Source organism: Nocardia uniformis NBRC 13702, from assembly GCF_001613345.1.
Lineage (GTDB): Bacteria > Actinomycetota > Actinomycetes > Mycobacteriales > Mycobacteriaceae > Nocardia > Nocardia uniformis.
Window position 1 is genome coordinate 110,784 of record NZ_BDCE01000056.1, and the last position, 18,774, is coordinate 129,557.

The 18,774-nt window shown below is 61.5% G+C and carries 19 protein-coding genes; 12 read left to right on the forward strand and 7 right to left on the reverse strand.

Annotation, left to right across the window (positions count from 1 at the left end; translation table 11 throughout):
- Window positions 1–150: 150 nt before the first annotated feature.
- The 7 genes from NU1_RS19665 to NU1_RS19695 form a co-directional block, all read right to left on the reverse strand.
- Window positions 151–1,347 (reverse strand): phosphotransferase, encoded by a 1,197-nt coding sequence (locus NU1_RS19665; RefSeq protein ID WP_157552573.1) that lies wholly within the window; start codon window positions 1,345–1,347, stop codon window positions 151–153.
- A 4-nt stretch (window positions 1,348–1,351) separates the two neighbouring features.
- Entirely contained in the window at window positions 1,352–2,206 is an 855-nt protein-coding gene (locus NU1_RS19670) for an SMP-30/gluconolactonase/LRE family protein (protein WP_067523251.1), read from the reverse strand.
- 39 nt (window positions 2,207–2,245) lie between these two features.
- Complete coding sequence (locus tag NU1_RS19675; RefSeq protein ID WP_084521607.1) at window positions 2,246–3,796, reverse strand: flavin-containing monooxygenase; 1,551 nt, start codon at window positions 3,794–3,796, stop codon at window positions 2,246–2,248.
- 381 nt (window positions 3,797–4,177) lie between these two features.
- Window positions 4,178–4,990: a mycofactocin-coupled SDR family oxidoreductase gene (locus NU1_RS19680; protein ID WP_067523252.1), complete on the reverse strand. Its 813-nt coding sequence runs from the start codon at window positions 4,988–4,990 to the stop codon at window positions 4,178–4,180.
- Window positions 4,991–5,062: 72 nt separating this feature from the next.
- Window positions 5,063–6,631 (reverse strand): long-chain-fatty-acid--CoA ligase, encoded by a 1,569-nt coding sequence (locus NU1_RS19685; RefSeq protein ID WP_067523253.1) that lies wholly within the window; start codon window positions 6,629–6,631, stop codon window positions 5,063–5,065.
- 42 nt (window positions 6,632–6,673) lie between these two features.
- The gene (locus NU1_RS19690) at window positions 6,674–7,237 is read right to left on the reverse strand and encodes an SRPBCC family protein (protein ID WP_307644343.1); all 564 of its coding nucleotides are present in this window, start codon (window positions 7,235–7,237) and stop codon (window positions 6,674–6,676) included.
- A gap of 131 nt (window positions 7,238–7,368) precedes the next feature.
- The gene (locus tag NU1_RS19695; RefSeq protein WP_067523339.1) at window positions 7,369–7,971 is read right to left on the reverse strand and encodes a TetR/AcrR family transcriptional regulator; all 603 of its coding nucleotides are present in this window, start codon (window positions 7,969–7,971) and stop codon (window positions 7,369–7,371) included.
- Window positions 7,972–8,321: 350 nt separating this feature from the next.
- Here NU1_RS19695 and NU1_RS19700 point away from each other — a divergent pair, with 350 nt between their 5' ends.
- The 12 genes from NU1_RS19700 (at window position 8,322) to NU1_RS19755 (ending at window position 18,745) form a co-directional block, all read left to right on the forward strand.
- Complete coding sequence (locus NU1_RS19700) at window positions 8,322–8,948, forward strand: cytochrome c oxidase subunit 3 (RefSeq protein WP_084521609.1); 627 nt, start codon at window positions 8,322–8,324, stop codon at window positions 8,946–8,948.
- A gap of 4 nt (window positions 8,949–8,952) precedes the next feature.
- Window positions 8,953–9,249 (forward strand): cytochrome C oxidase subunit IV family protein, encoded by a 297-nt coding sequence (locus NU1_RS19705; protein ID WP_067523255.1) that lies wholly within the window; start codon window positions 8,953–8,955, stop codon window positions 9,247–9,249.
- Between the two features lie 64 nt (window positions 9,250–9,313).
- Complete coding sequence (locus NU1_RS19710) at window positions 9,314–10,018, forward strand: hypothetical protein (RefSeq protein ID WP_157552577.1); 705 nt, start codon at window positions 9,314–9,316, stop codon at window positions 10,016–10,018.
- Window positions 10,015–10,821: a hypothetical protein gene (locus NU1_RS19715; RefSeq protein ID WP_157552580.1), complete on the forward strand. Its 807-nt coding sequence runs from the start codon at window positions 10,015–10,017 to the stop codon at window positions 10,819–10,821. Before NU1_RS19710 ends, NU1_RS19715 begins: the two co-directional genes overlap by 4 nt.
- Window positions 10,822–10,930: 109 nt before the next feature.
- Entirely contained in the window at window positions 10,931–11,692 is a 762-nt protein-coding gene (locus NU1_RS19720; RefSeq protein WP_067523258.1) for an MlaE family ABC transporter permease, read from the forward strand.
- Between the two features lie 3 nt (window positions 11,693–11,695).
- A complete protein-coding gene (locus NU1_RS19725; protein WP_157552583.1) occupies window positions 11,696–12,580 on the forward strand; it encodes an MlaE family ABC transporter permease in 885 nt (294 codons plus the stop codon).
- Entirely contained in the window at window positions 12,577–13,620 is a 1,044-nt protein-coding gene (locus NU1_RS19730; protein ID WP_067523259.1) for an MlaD family protein, read from the forward strand. The genes NU1_RS19725 and NU1_RS19730 overlap by 4 nt, the downstream gene beginning before the upstream one ends.
- A 71-nt stretch (window positions 13,621–13,691) precedes the next feature.
- Window positions 13,692–14,642: an MlaD family protein gene (locus NU1_RS19735; protein WP_169815104.1), complete on the forward strand. Its 951-nt coding sequence runs from the start codon at window positions 13,692–13,694 to the stop codon at window positions 14,640–14,642.
- A gap of 167 nt (window positions 14,643–14,809) precedes the next feature.
- A complete protein-coding gene (locus NU1_RS19740) occupies window positions 14,810–15,667 on the forward strand; it encodes an MlaD family protein (RefSeq protein ID WP_169815105.1) in 858 nt (285 codons plus the stop codon).
- 107 nt (window positions 15,668–15,774) lie between these two features.
- Window positions 15,775–16,767 carry an MlaD family protein gene (locus tag NU1_RS19745; RefSeq protein WP_245720210.1) on the forward strand — a complete coding sequence of 331 codons (993 nt, stop codon included), beginning with the start codon at window positions 15,775–15,777 and terminating at the stop codon, window positions 16,765–16,767.
- A 26-nt stretch (window positions 16,768–16,793) separates the two neighbouring features.
- The gene (locus NU1_RS19750; protein WP_169815107.1) at window positions 16,794–17,792 is read left to right on the forward strand and encodes an MlaD family protein; all 999 of its coding nucleotides are present in this window, start codon (window positions 16,794–16,796) and stop codon (window positions 17,790–17,792) included.
- Window positions 17,789–18,745, forward strand: a complete 957-nt coding sequence (locus tag NU1_RS19755; RefSeq protein ID WP_067523264.1) for an MlaD family protein — start codon at window positions 17,789–17,791, stop codon at window positions 18,743–18,745. Before NU1_RS19750 ends, NU1_RS19755 begins: the two co-directional genes overlap by 4 nt.
- Window positions 18,746–18,774 lie beyond the last annotated feature (29 nt).

The following is an 18,774-nucleotide window of genomic DNA, read 5'->3' on the forward strand; positions in this document are numbered from 1 at the left end:
GAGTGGGTCATCACGCTCGGGCAGCGTCACGCCCTGGGCCGCCTCGGCGGCGGCTACAAGTGCCGCACCGATTTCCGGGTCTACATATGTCGACAAGATGGTCCTCCTCGGGAAGGCTGTTGTCTGATCTACTGGCCAGGTGTGCTGGGGCTAAGGAAGTCGGCGCAATAGCGACGAGAGACGGTCATGGATCTCGTTGTCTGCCACGCTGCCGGAGACGGTGGCGAACGCACGTAGTTGGGCGTCACGGGCATGGCCGTAGGTCCCGTGGACGAACGACATCATCCCGGCGTCCCATCGATCGAGTACGAAGAGCAGGAAGTCATTCCACGCGTTCTCGCGGTTGACTGTCGTGCCTTCCTCCGCGAGCGTGTCGACGTACAGGTCGAAGCATTCGCGCTCGTACTTCTTGCGTTGCTCATCTGTGAATGCCGAATAGAGGAAATAGGTGAGATCGCGAACTCCGGGAGCGGCAAAGATAACCTGCCAGTCGAAGAGTCCGGAGGCGCCATCCGGAGTTGAATAGGTGTTGCCGAGATGACTGTCTCCGTGGATGACGGTGAGATCCTGACTATCCCAGTACTCGTAGACCCGAAGACTGTTCTCCTGCCAAGCTTGCAAGACCTTCCGGGCATGCGGGGGAAGTTCCGATTCGGTGGCGGTCGACAGGAATTTCTCACGCATCGCGTTGTTCACCCGGTACAGCCATGGCCAACCGAACCTCTGTAGCCGCGGTCGGACCCAGCTGAGATCTTTGTCGAGTCGATCGCTGCGCCAGTACGTCGCATGAAACTTGGCCAGTGCCACCGTGATTGCCCGTGCGTGCCTGATGTCGATGGCGTCGGCCTGGGTATAGGGCTTGCAGCCGCGCGCTCGGAGGTCTTCGAGAAGGATCACCGAACGTCCGCCGCCGTAACTGCGGCTGTAATACGAGTCCGGAGCGAGTCCGGGATTCTCCGGATGCAGCTGCGCGTAGTACTTTGCTTCTGTCTCGTCCATATGGAGCACCGACAACATCACGCGATGATCGGCCGTATGTGGGGTCGCTTTGGCGAAAACGTGGGTCGGTAGGCCGGCTGCGGCACCCGGCTCGTTCCACGCGAGCGACCAACTCCTCCGGTCGGTCATACCGTCATGCGCATCGGTATCCGCGACATCCACGAGTTGTGCACCGACCACACCGTTTGCGAGTGCCTCGGAGAGCCACGGCCCGTCGATCTGATCGAGACGGTGGACATCGTCGATGGCCAACTCGGGCGCGGAGCCGAGCGCGCGATCCGAATCACCTAGCACTTCTAGCGTTCGATAATGCGCGCTGCCCTCGATACGATCAATGAAATCAGGCAACGGTTCATCCTTTATTCGAGAAGGACCCGCGATAACCCACCGCGGCCTGGGCGATGTATCCCGACGAGTGCTTGAGCTCGAACTGTTCGAGATCGGTGACGTTGCACGTCATATACAGAGTCGCGAGATCCGGGCCGCCGAACGTGCACGCTACAGCCCACGCACCCGCGATCGCGACCTTGTCCGTGATCTCGCCGCCTTCGACAACGCGGTAGAAGCCGCTCTCCTCGCCGAGCGCGATGGCGTTGCCGAACCACACGCCGCCGTCGGAGTCGAGTTCGATGCCGTCGGGATGCAGGGACTCGTCGAGCTGAGCCCATACCCGCGTATTCGCGAGAGACCCATCGTCCGCGATGTCGAATGCAGTGATCCGGTGGCCGAGCGTCTCGGCGACCAGCAACGTCCCATCGGGTGTCTGGATGATACCGTTCGGGAAGGACAGATCACCGTCGAGCCGGTTGACCGAACCGTCCGGTGCCACGTGCACCAAATTGGTTGTGCCGCCTTGCGGTCCGTAGTTTCCGACGTAGGAGTGACCGTTCGGCGCAACGAACATATCGTTGCCCGGACCTTCGGCGAACTCGCTGAACTCGGCGTACTTCTCGATCGCTCCGTCCGATGTGACCTTGAGTACGCTCGCGTCATGCTTGGAGACGACCAACAGCGAACCGTCGGCGAGAAATCCGAGACCCGAGGGCTCGTCATCGACCTCGATGAACGTGGACGGAGTTCCACTGGAGTCGAGGGTTACCACTCGGTGCCCGAAAAAGTCGCTGACCCAGAGCTTGCCGTCGTGCCATCGCGGCGACTCCAGAAACTGAAAGCCGGCGGAAAAGATCTTTGATGTGTGAAGTTTCATGTCTACCTTGGTAATTCGACTCAATGATGACATTCGCGGTCAGGTTGGCCGGGCGGTAAGCCATCTGGTGCGGGCGTTGTTCTCGCACACTCGCGTGGTGAGCGTGTAGTCCGCGAGTATCGGCTTCTGCATGGTTCGCTCGAACTCGAAGAAGCTCCACGGCCAGCCGGCGGGAATACCGTGCTTGTCGAGATACCAACTGGTGCAACCGCTGGCAAAGATCGTATTCTTGGCCGCTGCCTGCCGTTCGGTCTCGTACTCGTCGAGCGCCTCCTGTGTTGCGGTGACGTGGGTGTACTCGCCGGAGTCGATCTTGTCGAGTAGGTGCTCGAAGTACTTCCACTGCAATTCCGCGATCTCGATCAGCGAGAAATTGCCTACGGGCGCGTTGGGTCCGTTGAGATAGAACATGTTCGGAAATCCGGGCACCGAGATCGATCGGTAGGCGACGGCGCGTTCTTCCCAGACATCGTTGAGGTCAACGCCGTTCACACCGACGACCTTGGTCGGGCGGATGAAGCTGTCGACCTTGAATCCCGTGGCAAGGACAAGCGTGTCGATCTCCCGGCGTGTACCGTCGGCCAGAACGACACCGGTCTCGTCGAGGTGGTTGATCTCATTGGTTTCCAGGACCGCGTTCGGACGTTGGATCGCGTCATAGTACGACCAGGACATCACGAGCCGCTTGCACATCGGCAGGAAGTCCGGACGCAACTTTTCGCGAAGTGCGGGATCTTTCACGCTGTCTTCGAGATTCTGCCGAATCGCGGCGTCGAGAGCCTGATACTCCGGCGAGTCCGAGTTGACCACTGCTGTGTAGTAGGTCTTCAGGAAGGCCTGGTACTCTTCGCCATAGCGGATCTCGTCGATCAGCGCCGGATTCGCACGGAACCGCTCTCGGTCGTCATCGGTGTAGTCGAACTGCGGTAGCTGCAGAATCCACTGGGGGGTCCGCGAGAAATGCACGAGCTCGGCCGCTTCTTCGGTGAGTTCGGCTACGATCTGGGTGCCGGTCGACCCACTCCCGACCACGCCCACCCTCTTGCCCCGTGTTTGGATGTCATCGCGCCACTGGGCGCTATGACACCATTGGCCTTTGAAGTCCTCGAGGCCGTCGATGTCCGGGATCTTTGGGTGGTGTAGCACCCCGCTCGCGGCCAAGATCACGTCGGCGACATCGGTGCGGCCATCGGAGAGCGTGAGGTGCCACCGTCCGTCCTCGTCGGAGAATATGCATTCGGTGACTTCGGAATTCAACTCGATCCAGGGCCGGACACCGAACTTGTCCACGACATATTCGAAATAGCCCCGGATCTCCGGGCCGCGCGCGAAGTAGGACTTCCACTCCGCGTACGGCGCGAACGAGAACGTGTAGGCGTGCGATGGAACGTCGCAGTGCAGGCCCGGATACCGGTTGTCCTGCCAAGTGCCGCCAATCCGATGCCGCTTCTCGTAGACGACGAAGTTGCCCTGACCACGCTCACGGAGGCGGACGGCGGACAGGATCCCAGCAGCGCCACCTCCGATCACGACGTAACGCAGTCCGGTGCGCAAAGCGCCGTTCGCTGTCACATCTGCGCCATTGCTCATGTGAATCTCCTTGATGAATTTCTGAAGCGTGCCAAGTTGGCTCGGCTCCGAGACGCCACGACGGTGCCAGGGCAGGTCTGGCACGACCGCGGTCGTAAGCGTCCAGGCTGGGGAATGCCCGACCGGTGCAACCTCGCAGTGCGCTTGTATAACTAACAGTACTTAGTGCACTAGGTCACAGTGTACTACGTCACAGCGCGGTAGCGCAGGGTTCTCGTCCAGGACACTGACCCATGTCGAACGTTTCCATCGTCGGCCTGCCTTCGCCGACCTAGCCCTCGCATCGCCGGGCGCCATCGAAGGCCCACAGGCCTCCACTGCGCGTTGCGCACCGCGACGGCGGGGCCGGCGCCGATCCGCTTGGCGACCGCATCCGGTCCGTCAGAAGTGCTGTGATCCGCCATCGATCGAAATATGTTCGGCAGTAATAAATTTCGCTGCATCCGACACGAGGAAGGCCACCAGATCCGCGACCTCGTCCGGCTCCGCCGAGAACTGATTGAGGAATCCCATGCCCATACCGGCCAGGCGCGGGTTGCTTTCATTCGTCTGCACGATCCGCGGGATCATCGCACCCGAGCCCATGGGAGAATTGACTGCGCCGGGATGCACGCTGTTGACCCGGATGTTGTGCTGGCCCAGCTCCGCGGCGAACGCACGCGTCATCCCGACGAGAGCGTGCTTGCTGGTCGTGTAGTGGACCATAAATGGCTGCAACTTCTTGCCTGCCAACGAACTGACCAGCACTACCGCGCCGCCACCGCGGTTGATCAAGTGCTGCGCACTGACAGTGATGGTGTTCCAGACACCTGTCACGTTGATATCGATCGTGTCCCGGAAGCTATCCGGGGTGATCTCGTCCCATACCTGGGGAACGCATATCCCGGCGTTCGCGATGACGGTGTCGAGGCCACCGAACTCGGCCACACCCTCATCGACGACGGCCTGCAGCGCATCGAGATCGCGAACGTCGCACTGGACGAGATGCGCGTTCGCCCCGACGTCTTCGATGAGCCGCCGTGTCTCCTCGAGATCGGCCGCGGTGGCCGAATCGTACGGGACATGCGGAAGCGGTCCGGCCAGATCCACCCCGATGATGTGTGAACCTTCGCGCGCCGCGAGAACGGCGTGCGAGCGCCCCTGCCCGCGCGCAACGCCAGTGATGAAGACTACTTTGTCCTCGAAACGTCCCATTTCGACGTATCCTCTCGAATTCGGGAGCTGTTCGAATACTTTGTGCCACTACCTAATTCGCGACAAGGAGGGTCAGATACCGGAAGCCGCGGGGACTGCCGCGGCATCGGCCCGCAACATATGCTTCATGATCTTGCCTGTCGCGTTACGAGGTAATTCGGCGACGATCACCAGATCTCGCGGTGTCTTGTACGATGCCAGGCTCTTGCGGCAGTGCTCGACGAGTTCTACGAGAGTCGGGGGGTTGTCGGCGTCGACGGGAACGATCACCGCGACCACTGCTTCGCCGAATTTCTCGTCGGGGCGCCCGATCACGGCGGCGTCGGCCACCGCGGGGTGCGTGCTCAACGTCAACTCGACCTCGGCCGAATAGATGTTCTCGCCACCGGAGATGATCAGATCCTTCTTCCGGTCGACTACGAAGACGTAGCCTTCGTCATCGCGGCGTACCAGATCACCGGAGTGGAACCAATCACCTTCGAAAGCAGCCGCGGTCGCTTCCGGATTGTTCCAGTACTCACGCATGAGCCCACGGCCCCGGTAGACGATCTCGCCCGTTTCGTCAGGTGACACATCATTCATCTCATCGTCGACGACCCGGATCGAGACATTGAGGGCGGGACGGCCGACGGATCCCTGTTTCGCGATTGCCTCATCGCCGTACAGCACGCAGGTGATGGGCGACATCTCAGTCTGTCCGAATATCGCGACGATCTCAGCGGACCGGAACGTCGTGCTCAACGTCTCGAGTAGTACGACCGATGCCGGCGCCGCGCCCCAGGTGATCGAGCGCAGAGTCCGGCCCCGGTCACCGGCGTCGGGAACCGCGACAATGGCCTGCCACTGTGGCGGGACCATGAATGTCGTTGTCACTCCCTCATTCTGGACGATGTCGAGAACCTCGTTCGGATTGAACGGTGTGCTCGGCAGGATTACCAGGGGGCGTCCGAACCGAATAGGGGCGGTGGTCGCCCCGAAGCCGCCGATATGGAAGAGAGGAGTGGCGGCGAGAACCACCTCGTCCCCGTCGACGAACCTCCACGCGCGAACCAGCACATCGGTGGTCGCCGCGAAATTGTCGTGGGTCAGGACAGCCCCCTTGGGGCGTCCGGTCGTACCGGATGTGTACATGATCGCGGCGGGATCGTCCGAATTCACAGTGGCCGGCGCGTGGGCGGGCCAGCTCCCGCCGATGATGTCGTCGTAGTCGGTGGCGGAGGGATCTCCGTCAGAACCCGCGATCACGACGCCGATCTCGGCGGTCATCGCAGCTGCCCGCGCCACTGCGCCGAATGTGGAGTCGGTGACCAGCAACGCCGCCCCGGAGTCGGCGAGGATGTATTCGACCTCGGGTTGGGTCAGCCGGAAATTGATGGGTACCGCGATGGCGCCGAGGCGGGCGCATGCATACACGGTCTCAAGGAATTCAGGCCGGTTGCCCATGAACACCGCCACCCGATCGCCCTGTCGGACACCGAGTTTCGCCACCCAGCCGGCCACCTGGGAGACGCGGTGATCGAGTTCTGACCACGTCGTGGTGACACCACCGAATCGCAGCGCCGGCTCGTCGGGGCGATTGTCGGCATGGTGACGGATTTGGGTCGACCAGGTGGCGTTGCGGGTCGCGCTCAGTTCGGACACAGGAGATGCCTTTCTACCGGAAGTTCCGGATCAGTTCTGTGGTCACAAGTTGCGGAAGTGTTTGATCGTGTCGGATTTGACTCTGCCGAGGGGGACGCGAAATACGCCGCCGACCACCGAGTGGGCGATCTTCGACGAGGTCGCGAGTTCGACCGCAAAGGTCCAGCGCAGTCGGGAGCCAGCACCATCCGCGACGACTTCGGTGCATTCGCCGAAGCGGCGCAGACCTGGAATGTTCGCGTCTGTCACGAGGAACGCGTTGCGGTAGCGACCCGACCCTGGGACCGCCTCCCAGATGAAATACTTCTCGGACAGCTTGACCAGGCCGTGACCGAGCACGGCCGACCGTGTCGTTTCGACGCCATGAGGTTCTGGTGAGGTGAACTCGATCGAGTTGATCTCGCTACACCAGTCAAGCGTGTCGTTCCTGGTCAGCTCGGTCCATGCCCGTTCTGGGCTGACCGGGATGTGCGTGTCGATGCGGTAGATGATCGGCGCCGAATCGAAGAAGTCCTCCGCGAAGGGTGACAGCTGGTGGCTACGTGGCATGCGACGAGCATATACACTCGACGACACAACGCGACAGAATTGCGTCAATGTCTCCAACTTTTGAGACACGCGCGCCCCGTAGCGGCCCGTACCCAGGATGGATGCGACGAACTGGCCTCGTCCGCGAGGCAAAGGATCAGTCGGTGGCGCGGAGGTTTGCCCCCGGGGTCGAAGCCCCGGGGGTCAGGTCACCAGACGGCCGGCGCGAGGAAGGTCGAAGCGAACTTGCGAACCGACTCGTCGTCGGTCATGTCGACCGAACTCGATGGAACGGCGAGGATAGAGGTCGTGACTCGGACCGCCACCTCGACGGCCATGCGAAGGTCGTCGAAGGGCATCTCCGCCCCAGATTCCTGGAGGAGGGTGGCGCCGACGTGGGTAATCGAGTCGAGAACCGTATCCATTCCCGGGTTGGTGAAACCGAAGAAACCGCTGAACAGCTCTGGATCCGAGGAGACCAGCTGCCTGATCAGCGCGTCCTCGCGCGAGTAGCGGACCGCCGTCACGGTCGCGCGCACCAGGGACTCTTTCGCGGTGTCCGCCTTCGACTCGGTCGCCAGCCGACTCATCATCGACGTTGACGTCTCGCTCACCACCGAGAACAGCAGTGCTTCCTTGCTGGGAAACCGGCGGTAGAGCGTACTTCGGCTGATGCCGGCCCGTTGCGCGATGAGCTCCATGTTGGCTCTCCGGATGCCGACGGCCGAGAACTCCGAGTAGCCGGCCTCGAGAATGTGCTGACCTTGCTGTTCTGGACTTGCGGTTGTGCGCAGCGGTCGCCCGAGAGCCATGTCGTAATCAACCTTTCCGATCGTGATGTGCTCATCGTATCCACGCCCCACGACGCGAACTCGTGACGGCGGCATGGACACATTCGTTGTGATGCGTGGGATCGTTGCATCGGGAGTGTGACGAATGTTACTGTGAGATCTAGATACGGAAGTGTCTCAAACGTTCAAATGCGTGTCTTCCCTGGTCGGACGTCAATCCTCGAGCAGAAGGCCCTCCTGCAACCGATCAATCGGTGCGAGGAACTCGCTATTCCGGAAAGGAAAATGAAACGACTTGTCGTGCATAGAATTTCGACCCATCGAAGGGCCGACGGGCATGGCCTTGACAGGCCGACGGCGGAGCCCGTGACATGAGTACGTCGATAGGTTCAGAGGCCTCGCTGGTCGAGGCGGCAGGTTCCGCCGTTGCGGCAGAGGAGCGTGAACGCGGCAGGGAGATTCCCGGCGGCTGGGAGATCTGGCTGTTCGTGCTCGGCGAGATGACCATCTTCGTCATCATGTTCGCAACTTACGCCCACGCTCGGTCAGACGATCCGGCAGCATTTGCCGCTGCCCAGGAGCATGTCAGCAAAAACATCGGGGCCATCAACACCCTCGTGCTGCTGACCAGTTCACTGTTCGTCGTACTGGCGCTGGCCGCCCTCCGATTCGGCGAACGCCAGTTGACATTTCGGTTGCTCTACGGAGCGATGGCGTGCGGCGTTCTGTTCATGGTCATCAAGTCGATCGAGTGGACGATCGAGATTCGATCCGGATTGACCTTCGGCTCGAGCGCTTTCGGCTCGTATTACTACATGATGTGCGCGCTCCATCTCGGCCATGTCGTGGTGGGTCTGATCGCACTCTTCGCGATCGTCACCCACCTTCGCCGTCGCCCGGAGCCCAACTGGCAGTTGGTCGATTCAGCGGCCATCTACTGGCACATGGTGGATCTGCTGTGGATCGTCCTGTTCCCGCTGCTCTATTTGGTGAGGTGATCTGATGCTGCAACTGGCGCTACGGACCCCGGTGTTTCGTGTCTGGCTGTTTTTGATGGCATGCACCTTGATCTCCTGGGGGGTGGGATCGGTCACGATCGGCGGCGTCGGCGACTCCGGTAGCGCTCGCGATGCCTATACGACGATCGTCCTCGCGATAGCGATCATCAAGATCTGGTTCGTGATCCGCTACTTCATGGATGCCCGAGAGGCTCCACGCAAATTGCGGATCATCTGTGATGTCTGGGTCGTGCTCGTCGGGTTGTCAATCATCTCCTTGTATCCCTTCGGCCTGCTGTGAGGTTCAACAGATGTCAATGAACACAAGAGACCAGAGCCTTTGTCTCTGGCTGGCACCGCTGTTCGTGGTGCTCCTCATCGCCGCGATGGCGATCGCAGGGTTCCTGCCACCGATGTCGCCGAACATGTCGGCGGCAGATGTCGCAGCGCATTACCGAGACAACGTCGGCCCGATCCGCACCGGGTTGCTGATCATCAACGCCGCCTCCGCACTGATCGTGCCGTTCTTCGTCGTCGTCGCGATGCAGATGAGCCGAATGAAGCTATGGAATCAGGCGCTCCTGTACGCGTTCTTCATGTGCGTCGCATCGAACGCGGGATTGTTCGCGGTTGCTGACGTCGCGTGGCTTGCCGCCGCTCTGCGACCGGAACGTGATCCAGAGCTGACCCAGTTGCTCAACGACATCGGGTGGGTGTGTTTCGTGGCCCCGGTAGGAGTGCTGGTCGTGCAGATCGGTCTTCTCGGCGCGGCGATCCTGCTCGATCAACGTCGGCGACCGGTCTTCCCGAGATGGTCGGGCTGGTTCACGATCGCGATGGCTGCGTGCATCGCACCCAGTGCGCTGGCAGTGACCACTACCGACGGGCCGCTCGCGTGGGATGGGGCCATCTCGTTCTACCTCAGGTTCGGGGCCTACATTCTGTTCCTGATCGTGTTGTGGGTGCTCACCCGCGCGGCGCTGCAGCGTCAGATCCAGGACGAACTCGACGAGATCGCCGAGCGAACGGCCGCCGACGGTGAGATCCAGCCCAACAGGAGCACTGTATGACCGCGCTCGACACGGTATCGGTGCCGGGGCCACGCGAGAGGCGCAACGATCCCTTCGGCTTTCGACCCACGCGACGAACCCTCGATCAGTGGGTGTGTCTATGGATGTATCCCGCAACGTTGACCATCCTGACGCTCGCGATGTTCACGATCGGGCCGCTCATGCCACCGATCGCACCATCGAAGAGCCCGGAGGAAGTCGCTGAGGTCTACCGCGGGACCAGTCTGATCCCGATTCCTATCGTGATCCTGCTGTTCGTCAATGGTGCGCAGTTGCCGTTGCAGGGTCTGGCCATCGCCTTCATCCGGAAGATGCCGCGTAGCGGCAAGCTGTTCGGAAACATCTATCTGGGTGTCTATTCGGCCGTTATGTTGCCGACAACCGGTACCCTTACCGCGTTCTGGGGTGTGCTCGTCTTGCGCCCCGACCGCGATCCGGCAGCCACGCAGATGCTCAACGATCTCTGCTATCTGATCATGATCGCGGTCGTCAGCGGCTTCCTGATCCAGTACGCGATCATTGCGATCGCGATCTTCGTCAACGGTGGCAAGGTCCTTCCGCTCTGGTTTGGCTACGTCAGCGTGTGGGCGGCGGTTTCGGAACTGCTGTTTTTGCCGGCATTCGTCTGGCGTACCGGACCTTTCGCCTGGAACGGTTTGCTCGACTTCTGGCTCGGGATCATCATCTTCGGCGTCTGGATGGTCGGACTGGTGCTGGCGATCGGCGGGGCTATCAAGGACAGCGTCCCACCGACCGGACAACCCGACGTTCCGGACGACGCTGCTGCCGGGGCGTTCGGGTGACCCATCCGGGGATGTGGCCAAACCGAGTCGACTCAGCTGTCGCCGTCGGATATCAACTTTGCCCAGGAGGACTGACAGATGCACCTCTCAACAGTCACGTGACGAACGCATGAGAACCTTCGGTCGAACTGTGCGCCTCGGCACCCTCGCCTCGATCTACGTCGTCACCGATGTCGCCACAGGACGATTTCCGTTCCGCGATGCGGTTGTGCAGGCGTGGTTTCTGCTGACGGTGACGGTACTGCCGGCCATCCTCATGTCGATTCCCTTCGGCGTCATCATCGCGGTCCAGATCGGAAGCCTCACCAGCAATCTCGGCGCATCCTCCATGTCCGGGGCGGTTGGCGGAATGGGCGTGATGCAACAAGGTGCGCCGATGTCAGCAGCGCTTCTGATCGGCGGAGCCGGGGCCTCGGCGGTCGCGGCGGATCTCGGCGCGCGCACCACCCGCGAAGAGATCGATGCCATGCGGGTGCTCGGCATCGATCCGGTGCGTCGGTTGGTGGCGCCTCGGCTCGTCGCGATGACCTTGGTCGCACCGGTTTTGGCGATATTCATCATCCTGGTCAGCGTCCTCGCGAGCTTTGTGGTCGCGGTATTGGGGCAGGGTGTCGTCAGCGGTTCCTATTGGCAGTCGTTCGGAAGTTTCGCATCAATCACCGATCTCGTGATCTGCATCCTCAAGTCGGTGGTTTTCGGATACGTCGTAGTCATCATCGCCAGCTATCGGGGACTCGAGGCAAAGGGCGGGCCGCGAGGAGTTGCTGACGCGGTGAACGCGGCAGTGGTACTCGGGATCGTGGTCGCCGTCGTACTCAACCTCGTCATCACACAGGTGACTTCCATGTTCTATCCATCGCAGCTCGTCTGAGGAATGGTGATCGTGAATCCAGTGAGTACTCCCAGCCGGTATCGGCCGCGGATCGTGCGGCTGGTCGACCCACTACGACTGGGTAGTCGACTCTGGGATGTACCCGAACGACTAGGTCATGTCCTACATTTCGTCGCGCAGGTGATCGCTGGCTTCCCTCCGGCGTTGACCAAGTATCGGTCGCATGTCGTCATCGCGTTCAACGACGTTACCTGGGGTCGCGGTTCAGTCGTCGTCGGCGGCGGAATCGCCGGAGTTCTTATCATCTTGGGCGCTGCCACCGGCGGGATGGTCGGGATTCTCGGTGTCACCTCGCTCAGCACGCTCAACCTCGGCGCGATGAGCGGCCTGCTGTCCGCACTCGCCAGCACGCGCGAAATTGCTCCGATTATCGCCGCCGTCGGCTTCGCCGCTCAGGCCTGTTGCCGGATGACCGCGGAGATCGGCTCCATGCGAATCGCCGAGGAAATCGACGCCATCGAGGTGCAGGGAGTCCGCCCGATCCCCTTCGTTGTGACGACGCGGGTCATCGCCGGAATGCTCGCCATCGTGCCGATCTACCTGGTGGCCCTGACAGTGAGCTACCTGTCAGCAGAATTGGTTGCGTCGGTCCTCTACCAACAGTCCAGCGGCGCGTATCAGCATTACTTCCACATGTTCGTCGAGCCAATGGATATCGTCTATTCGGTGACCAAGGTATTGATCATCACCGTCGCGGTCATCATCGCGCACGCGTACTACGGCTTCTATGCCAGCGGCGGGCCGGAAGGCGTCGGGATCGCCTCGGGGCGGGCCATCCGCGCAAGTCTGGTCCTGATTGTGTCGCTGGACATGGTCCTGACAATCCTGATGTGGGGATTCGACACGAAGGTGAGTTTCTCGGGATGAGCAGGCTGTTCGGGCAAGCGCGACCCCACGGCCCACTCGATGTGTGGGCTCTGCGTCTCAGAGGCCTCACGCTCCTGGCCGTCGTCGCTGTCGTGGCGGCCGTATGGGTATACAAGCCGTTCAAATCTGACGACAAGGGATTTACGATCGACGTCTCGGCGCCGAGCTTTGCAGATGGTGTCGCGGTTGGTACCGCCGTACAGATGCGCGGATTCCTGGTGGGAGAGGTCACCGCTATCGATGCCTCGAACCCGTCCGCGGAAGTCGTCACACTCCATGTGGACAATCAATTCCAGGACCAGTTTACGTCGGCCGCCGAGGTGAGATACGCATCCCGGACCCTTTTCGGTTCCGACGCCATTGATGTAGTGCCGAGCCCAGGCGGTGAGCCGTTGATCCCTGGAGCCACGCTGGCATTCACCGACGCCATCGCCGACTACACGATCACCAGCACTGTCCGTCGGGTCGGCCGTACCACCATTCCGGTGTTGACCCCCCGGCTCAGCGAGATCATCAAACAGGCGAGTGCAGACGCAACGCAATTGGCACCATTCCTGACCGCGGGCATCGCCATCTTGAACGGCGTCTATCGAGGGCAGACGACGCCGCTGGAGCAAACGCTGCCGCCGGTCGCAGATGTACTCGAAGGATTCGGATCCACGATGCCCCAGATCCTGGAGACCTTCTACCTGATGATCGACAACCAGAGATACAACGACCAAGTGTACGTCGGGAAGGTCAACAACATGCTCGACGCTTTCAGCCAGATGATCGGCGGTGCGGGCAAATTCGTCGGCGGTGCCGAAGGATTCGGAAACGTCCTCGATCTGATCAATGCCTATGTCGGACCACTCCACTACGCGATCCGTGGGGTCACGGCGGACCAGATCGCCCAGTTGATCGAGCGTGCCGACGGCGCGTTCGTGGTGCAGCCCGGGTCGGACCGGGTCACCCTGCGGGCTGATATCGACATCAGTGTGATCCCTGCGGTCGCAATCGTGGCGCCCCAGCTGCTCACGACCGAAGGGAGCGGTCGATGAGGCCTTTTCGGTACGCTGCGATCCGGCTCGCGGCCACCGGGGTAGTCGTTGGGTTGATCGTGTTTCTCATCGTGCAGGCCATCGTGCGCCCTGTTGATGGACATACCACCCAGTATGTCGCGGTTTTCACCGATGTCTTCGGGCTTCGTAAGAACGCCGATGTACGGGTCCGGGGCGTGCAGGTCGGCAAGGTCGAGAAGATCACGCTGCGCGACGACGGCAACGCGAATGTCGTGTTCACCGTTCTGGATCGCGAGCGACTCAAGGCCGACGACGGACTCCAGATCAATTTCCAGAATCTCGTCGGACAGCGATACGTGGCGATCAACCGGACTCCGGAATCGACGGCGGATCAGCCTGCCTCACAGACCATTCCGACGAGCCGGACGATCGGATCCTTCGATATCACCGGGTTGTTCAACGGTCTTCGGCCGATCATGCGGGGCGCGGATCCGGCTGTGCTCAACACCTTCGTCGAGAACATTCTCGCGCTCATACAGGGCGAAACGCCTTCAGGAGAAAATCAAACCGGAATCGGATCGGTGCTGAGGCAGATCGATGAGATGTCCGGCTACGTCGTGGACCAGTCCGCGTTCATCAGGGCGATTCTGGACAACCTGGGAGTGATCTCGACGCAGCTTCAGGGAAAATCGGAGCAGGTGACCGAGATGATTGCCGCGATCAACAGGACCTTTACCGGCCTAGAGGAGTATCTGCCGCCGATGATCGATGCGTTCACCAAGGGCTTTCAGAGCCTGCCCCAGATCACCTTGTTGACAAATTCGCTGCTGGATCTGGCTGTCGGAGGGCACGATGACGTCAGACGTCGGATGCTCGAAGTGACCCCGGACGCGACGAATCTCATCGACGCGGTGGATGTGATTCCGGCGACGCTGGATTCATTGACGCGAATTCTCCAGAACGGCCCCACGTCGGCGCAGTGCAGCAAAGGACAACTGCCACTGCCGGTTTTCGACCAGGTGATCGTCGGTGGCCAAGGAGTGTTGATATGTCGCGGATAACGTGGTCGAAGCGACTGCGGTCGTTCATCGACACCTTGGTCGGCCGGGAAATACTGAGTCGGAAAACTGAGTACCTCTGGACGGCAATCGGTGCCGTTGCCGTGGTGGTCGTGCTCGGGATCAGCGTCGGACTCTACGTCCGTCCGATCGGGCAACACACTTACTCGATGGTGATGACCGAGAGCGGCGGCATCCGTTCGGGAACCGAAGTGCGGGTGGCTGGTATCCCCGTGGGCAAGGTGACTGATGTGAGGATCGCCGGCGATCACGTCGAGGCGAAGATCTCGGCGAAGTCGTCGGTCTTCGTCGGTGCGGATTCGCGGATCGACGTCCGCATGCTGACTGTGGTCGGCGGAGTTTTCGTCGACCTGGACCCGAGAGGTTCCCAACCCCTCGGTGGCCGGCCGATACCGGCCGAGCATGTTTCCATTCCGTACGAGTCTGCCAGGTTGATGGATGACTCTGCGGCCATCGTCGAGGAGATTGATGGGCCAGTAGCGCGGCAAACGATGAACTCGCTGATCACTTCACTGAAGGGAGCGCCGCAAGCACTGCACAACACGGTCGCGAACGCCGAGCAGATCACCGAGATCCTGTTGCGCCAGCGCGTGCAGATGCGGTCGGCTCTCGACCTGGCGACCGAGTACACCACGGTTCTCGCCGACAACAAGGAGGCGATCCGGTCGATGATCATCAGTGCCACCGACACAATCCCGGTACTACTTGGCTACCGTGATCAGGGGTTGGCGACAATCTGGGGTATCACACTGCTGATCGACAAAGTCATCGCCTTCCTCTCGGGTCCGTATCGGGAGGCGATCGCGCCGATCGTGGAAGACCTTGTCGCCTCGAAGGACAGCGCCCAAGGATTCCTCGATCAGGTTCAGGCCACCATCACGAAGCTGACCGGCATTCTGGACGCGCTCCGCACGGAGGCCGCGGATCAGGGCATCACAGTTGATTCGGGCAATCAGACCATCGACCTACCATCAGCGTGTATACCGATTGCAGGCAGGACATGTTGATGTCGCGGGACCGGCTGGTGACAGTCATGGCTGTCGCTGTCGCCGTCGCGGTGGTGGCTAGCGCGGCAACCGCCTATCACTTCGTAACCAAGTCCGAGACCATGTCCATGTGTGCCGAATTGCCCGATGCTATCGGCGTCTACGAAGGGAACCCGGTCACCGTCCTCGGTGTCGAGGTGGGTTCGGTCACGTCCCTGACCCCTACCGGGCACGGGGTCCGCGTGGGAATGGACATCGGCGAGCGTTCGCTCGCTGCGGGAGTCGGTGCCGTGTCGATCAACAACTCGGTATTGTCCGATCGCAGGATCGAACTGGTAGGCGCCGACCGTGGCGAGGGCGCCGAATTCGATGTCGGCCACTGTATTCCAATCGATCGCACGGCCACCCCGGTGACGATCAACCGTGCCCTCGATTCTGTGAAGCGAATCATGGACGACATCGCGGCGGGTGACGACGAGAGCAGGCAGCCGATTCAGGAACTCCTCGACATGGCCGTTCAGGAAACCGGTGGTGGGACCGGAGACTCGGTGAATCAGCTGCTGCGAAACGCCAACGGGCTCCTCGCCGATCCGAAGAGTTTGACCGCGCAGATCGGGATGATCCTGAACAACTTTGCCGTGCTGAGCCAGGTCAGCAAGGAGAACTGGGACAAGATCGGTGTCCTCGGACGGGACATGGCTGATGTGTTGGCCTGGGGAGCGAGCATGTTCGACGCCTTGAGTATCTCCGTAGCGACCATCGCCGAGGGGTTCGACGAACTCAACGATCTCCTCGGCGACTACCTGCCGCAGCTTCTCGACGTTGTCGATGACAACCGACCACTGCTCGACCTCACCGTTTCGCAGCTGGGGGCGCTGGGTTCGGCACTGACCGTCTTGCCGGGGTTGGCTTCGCGCCTGAAGGCATCGCTGGATCCGGGACTTCACGCCCTGCGTGTCGTTTACCGCACCTCTGCGGTACGCATCGAATCGGCTACCGCCGGTGTTCTTTGCGACCTGTCCGGTCCACCGGAGTCGCGCCCGTGCCAGATCGATGAGCAAGGGAAGACCGTCGTGAATCTGTCGGCCCTGATGGCCTCGCAACTGCAAGGAGGTCGATGATGCGACGGCGATATCCAGCGATTCGGGTGGGGACTGTCGCGCTCGCCCTGATACTGATCAGTTCGTGCGGGCTGAACCCGGATCGCATTGCCCTCCCGGAGCCGGGCGCGGGCGACAGACATGATCTGACGATCGAATTCGCCAGTGTGGTGAACCTGCCTCAGGGTGCGAACGTGGTGTCCAAGGGTGCGCGAATCGGGCGGCTGGATTCCATCACGCTCGGTGAGAACTCGGCGAACCTCAGGGTGAGTGTTGATTCGTCGGTGCCGATCCCGGCCACGACACGCGCTGAGTTGCGCCAGACGTCGATGCTCGGCGACATCTTCATCGCGCTCGTCCCGCCGCCCACCGGTGATCCAGGTGCGATGTTGGGCGACGGCGGGACTATCCCGTTGTCGCAGACAGACCCTGGACCGCAGGTTGAAGAGATCATCAAGAATCTTGCGGAGTTCATCAACGGGGGCTCGATTCTGCGCATGCAGGACGCGTTGTCCGACGTCAATCGCGCGGTGGACAGTGCGCGAGCACCCCTTCGTGCCGTGTCCACGTTGACGGCCCAGGACATCGCTGCCATGAGCGCGTCGACGGACGAGCTCGATCGCATCTTGAAGTCTTTGCAGGACGTCACGGCGGCGATGGCGGCGAAGCCGGCCCAACTCTCTGATCTGATGAGTGAAACCGGCGGCAAACGCTTCGTGACGATTGTGGATGCGGTGACCTCCGGACTGCAGTTGGTCTTCAACATCAGCCCACTGACAACCGGACTGCTGTGGACGGTACCGAGGCTGGCACAGCTGCAGCCCTTTCTCGCTGATGTCGTGCCGCTCCTGCGGACCTATTCGCACAGTGCCACGACCGTGAACGGGAATTACGGGGCAGCATCAGAATTGGTGCAGCAGAAGCTGGTTCCTTTCGTGCAGAACGGTCCGTCCCTGTCTGTCGGGCAGGTCACGGTCGACGGTGGCGACAGCGACCGAACCGATGCCGCCATCGCCGTATTGCGGATGATCGGAGCTCTGCGATGACAGTACGGTCGGCGCTGCCCACTTTGGCGACAGCAGTGGTCGCGGTCGTTGCTGGGGGGTACCTGTGTTTCGGCAGCCTCGAGCTGCATCCGCTGAGGGAAACCACCGACCTCACCATCGCCTCACCGGCTGCCGCCGGCCTGGGCGTCGGCACCGAGGTGATGCTGCGCGGTGTTCCGATCGGCACAGTCACCTCTGTCGAGCCCACGTCAAGTGGGGCCTCGGTCGGATTGGGATATGACGCGCGCTTCGAGGTCCCGTCCAACTCTCAACTGGCGGTGGTGAATCTGTCGGTGCTGGGCGAACCAGTGGTGATGATTCAACCGCCGACGAGCGCAGCGGCGGCACCGTTCCGCGACGGCGATCGCGTCGTCGGCCAGGTACTCGAAGTACCGTCGAGCGTCCCCGAATTGCTCGCCTCGATCGATCGCTTCCTCGCCCAGGTCGACCCGGCCGCGGTGCAGCACCTCGTCGATGCAGTCGAGGCGTCCCTGGCCGGAATCGACTCGCAGATAACCGATCTGGGGCAGGCGGCCAGACTGCTCGCAACGGTGATGCTGCGGGGGCAAACCGACATTGCCACGATTATCGGGAACACCGAATACATCACGCAACGGTCCGCGTGGGTGAATCCGGAATTGACCCGCGCCGGACCGCAGGCCGAGCTCCTCGGCGCAATGATCCGGAAGTTGTCGTTCGCTGTGCACCCGTTCACCGTGCAGACCGATGGCGGAAGGGTTGTCGTGGACAAGTGGAAGCCGACGTTGGAGCGATTGGCTGCCCTCATCGCGGAGATCTCGCCCGCTGTCGGTGGCGTCGCGGCGCCACTGCTGCCGGCGGCACAGGCATCCGGTGCGGGGCTGGCGAACATCAATTTCGCCGATCTGCTCAACGCTGCGATGCAGGCCCTTCCCGGCGACAGCCTGCGCATCTCGCTGTCGATACCCAACTGATGACCAATATGTAGATAGGACATGGTGAC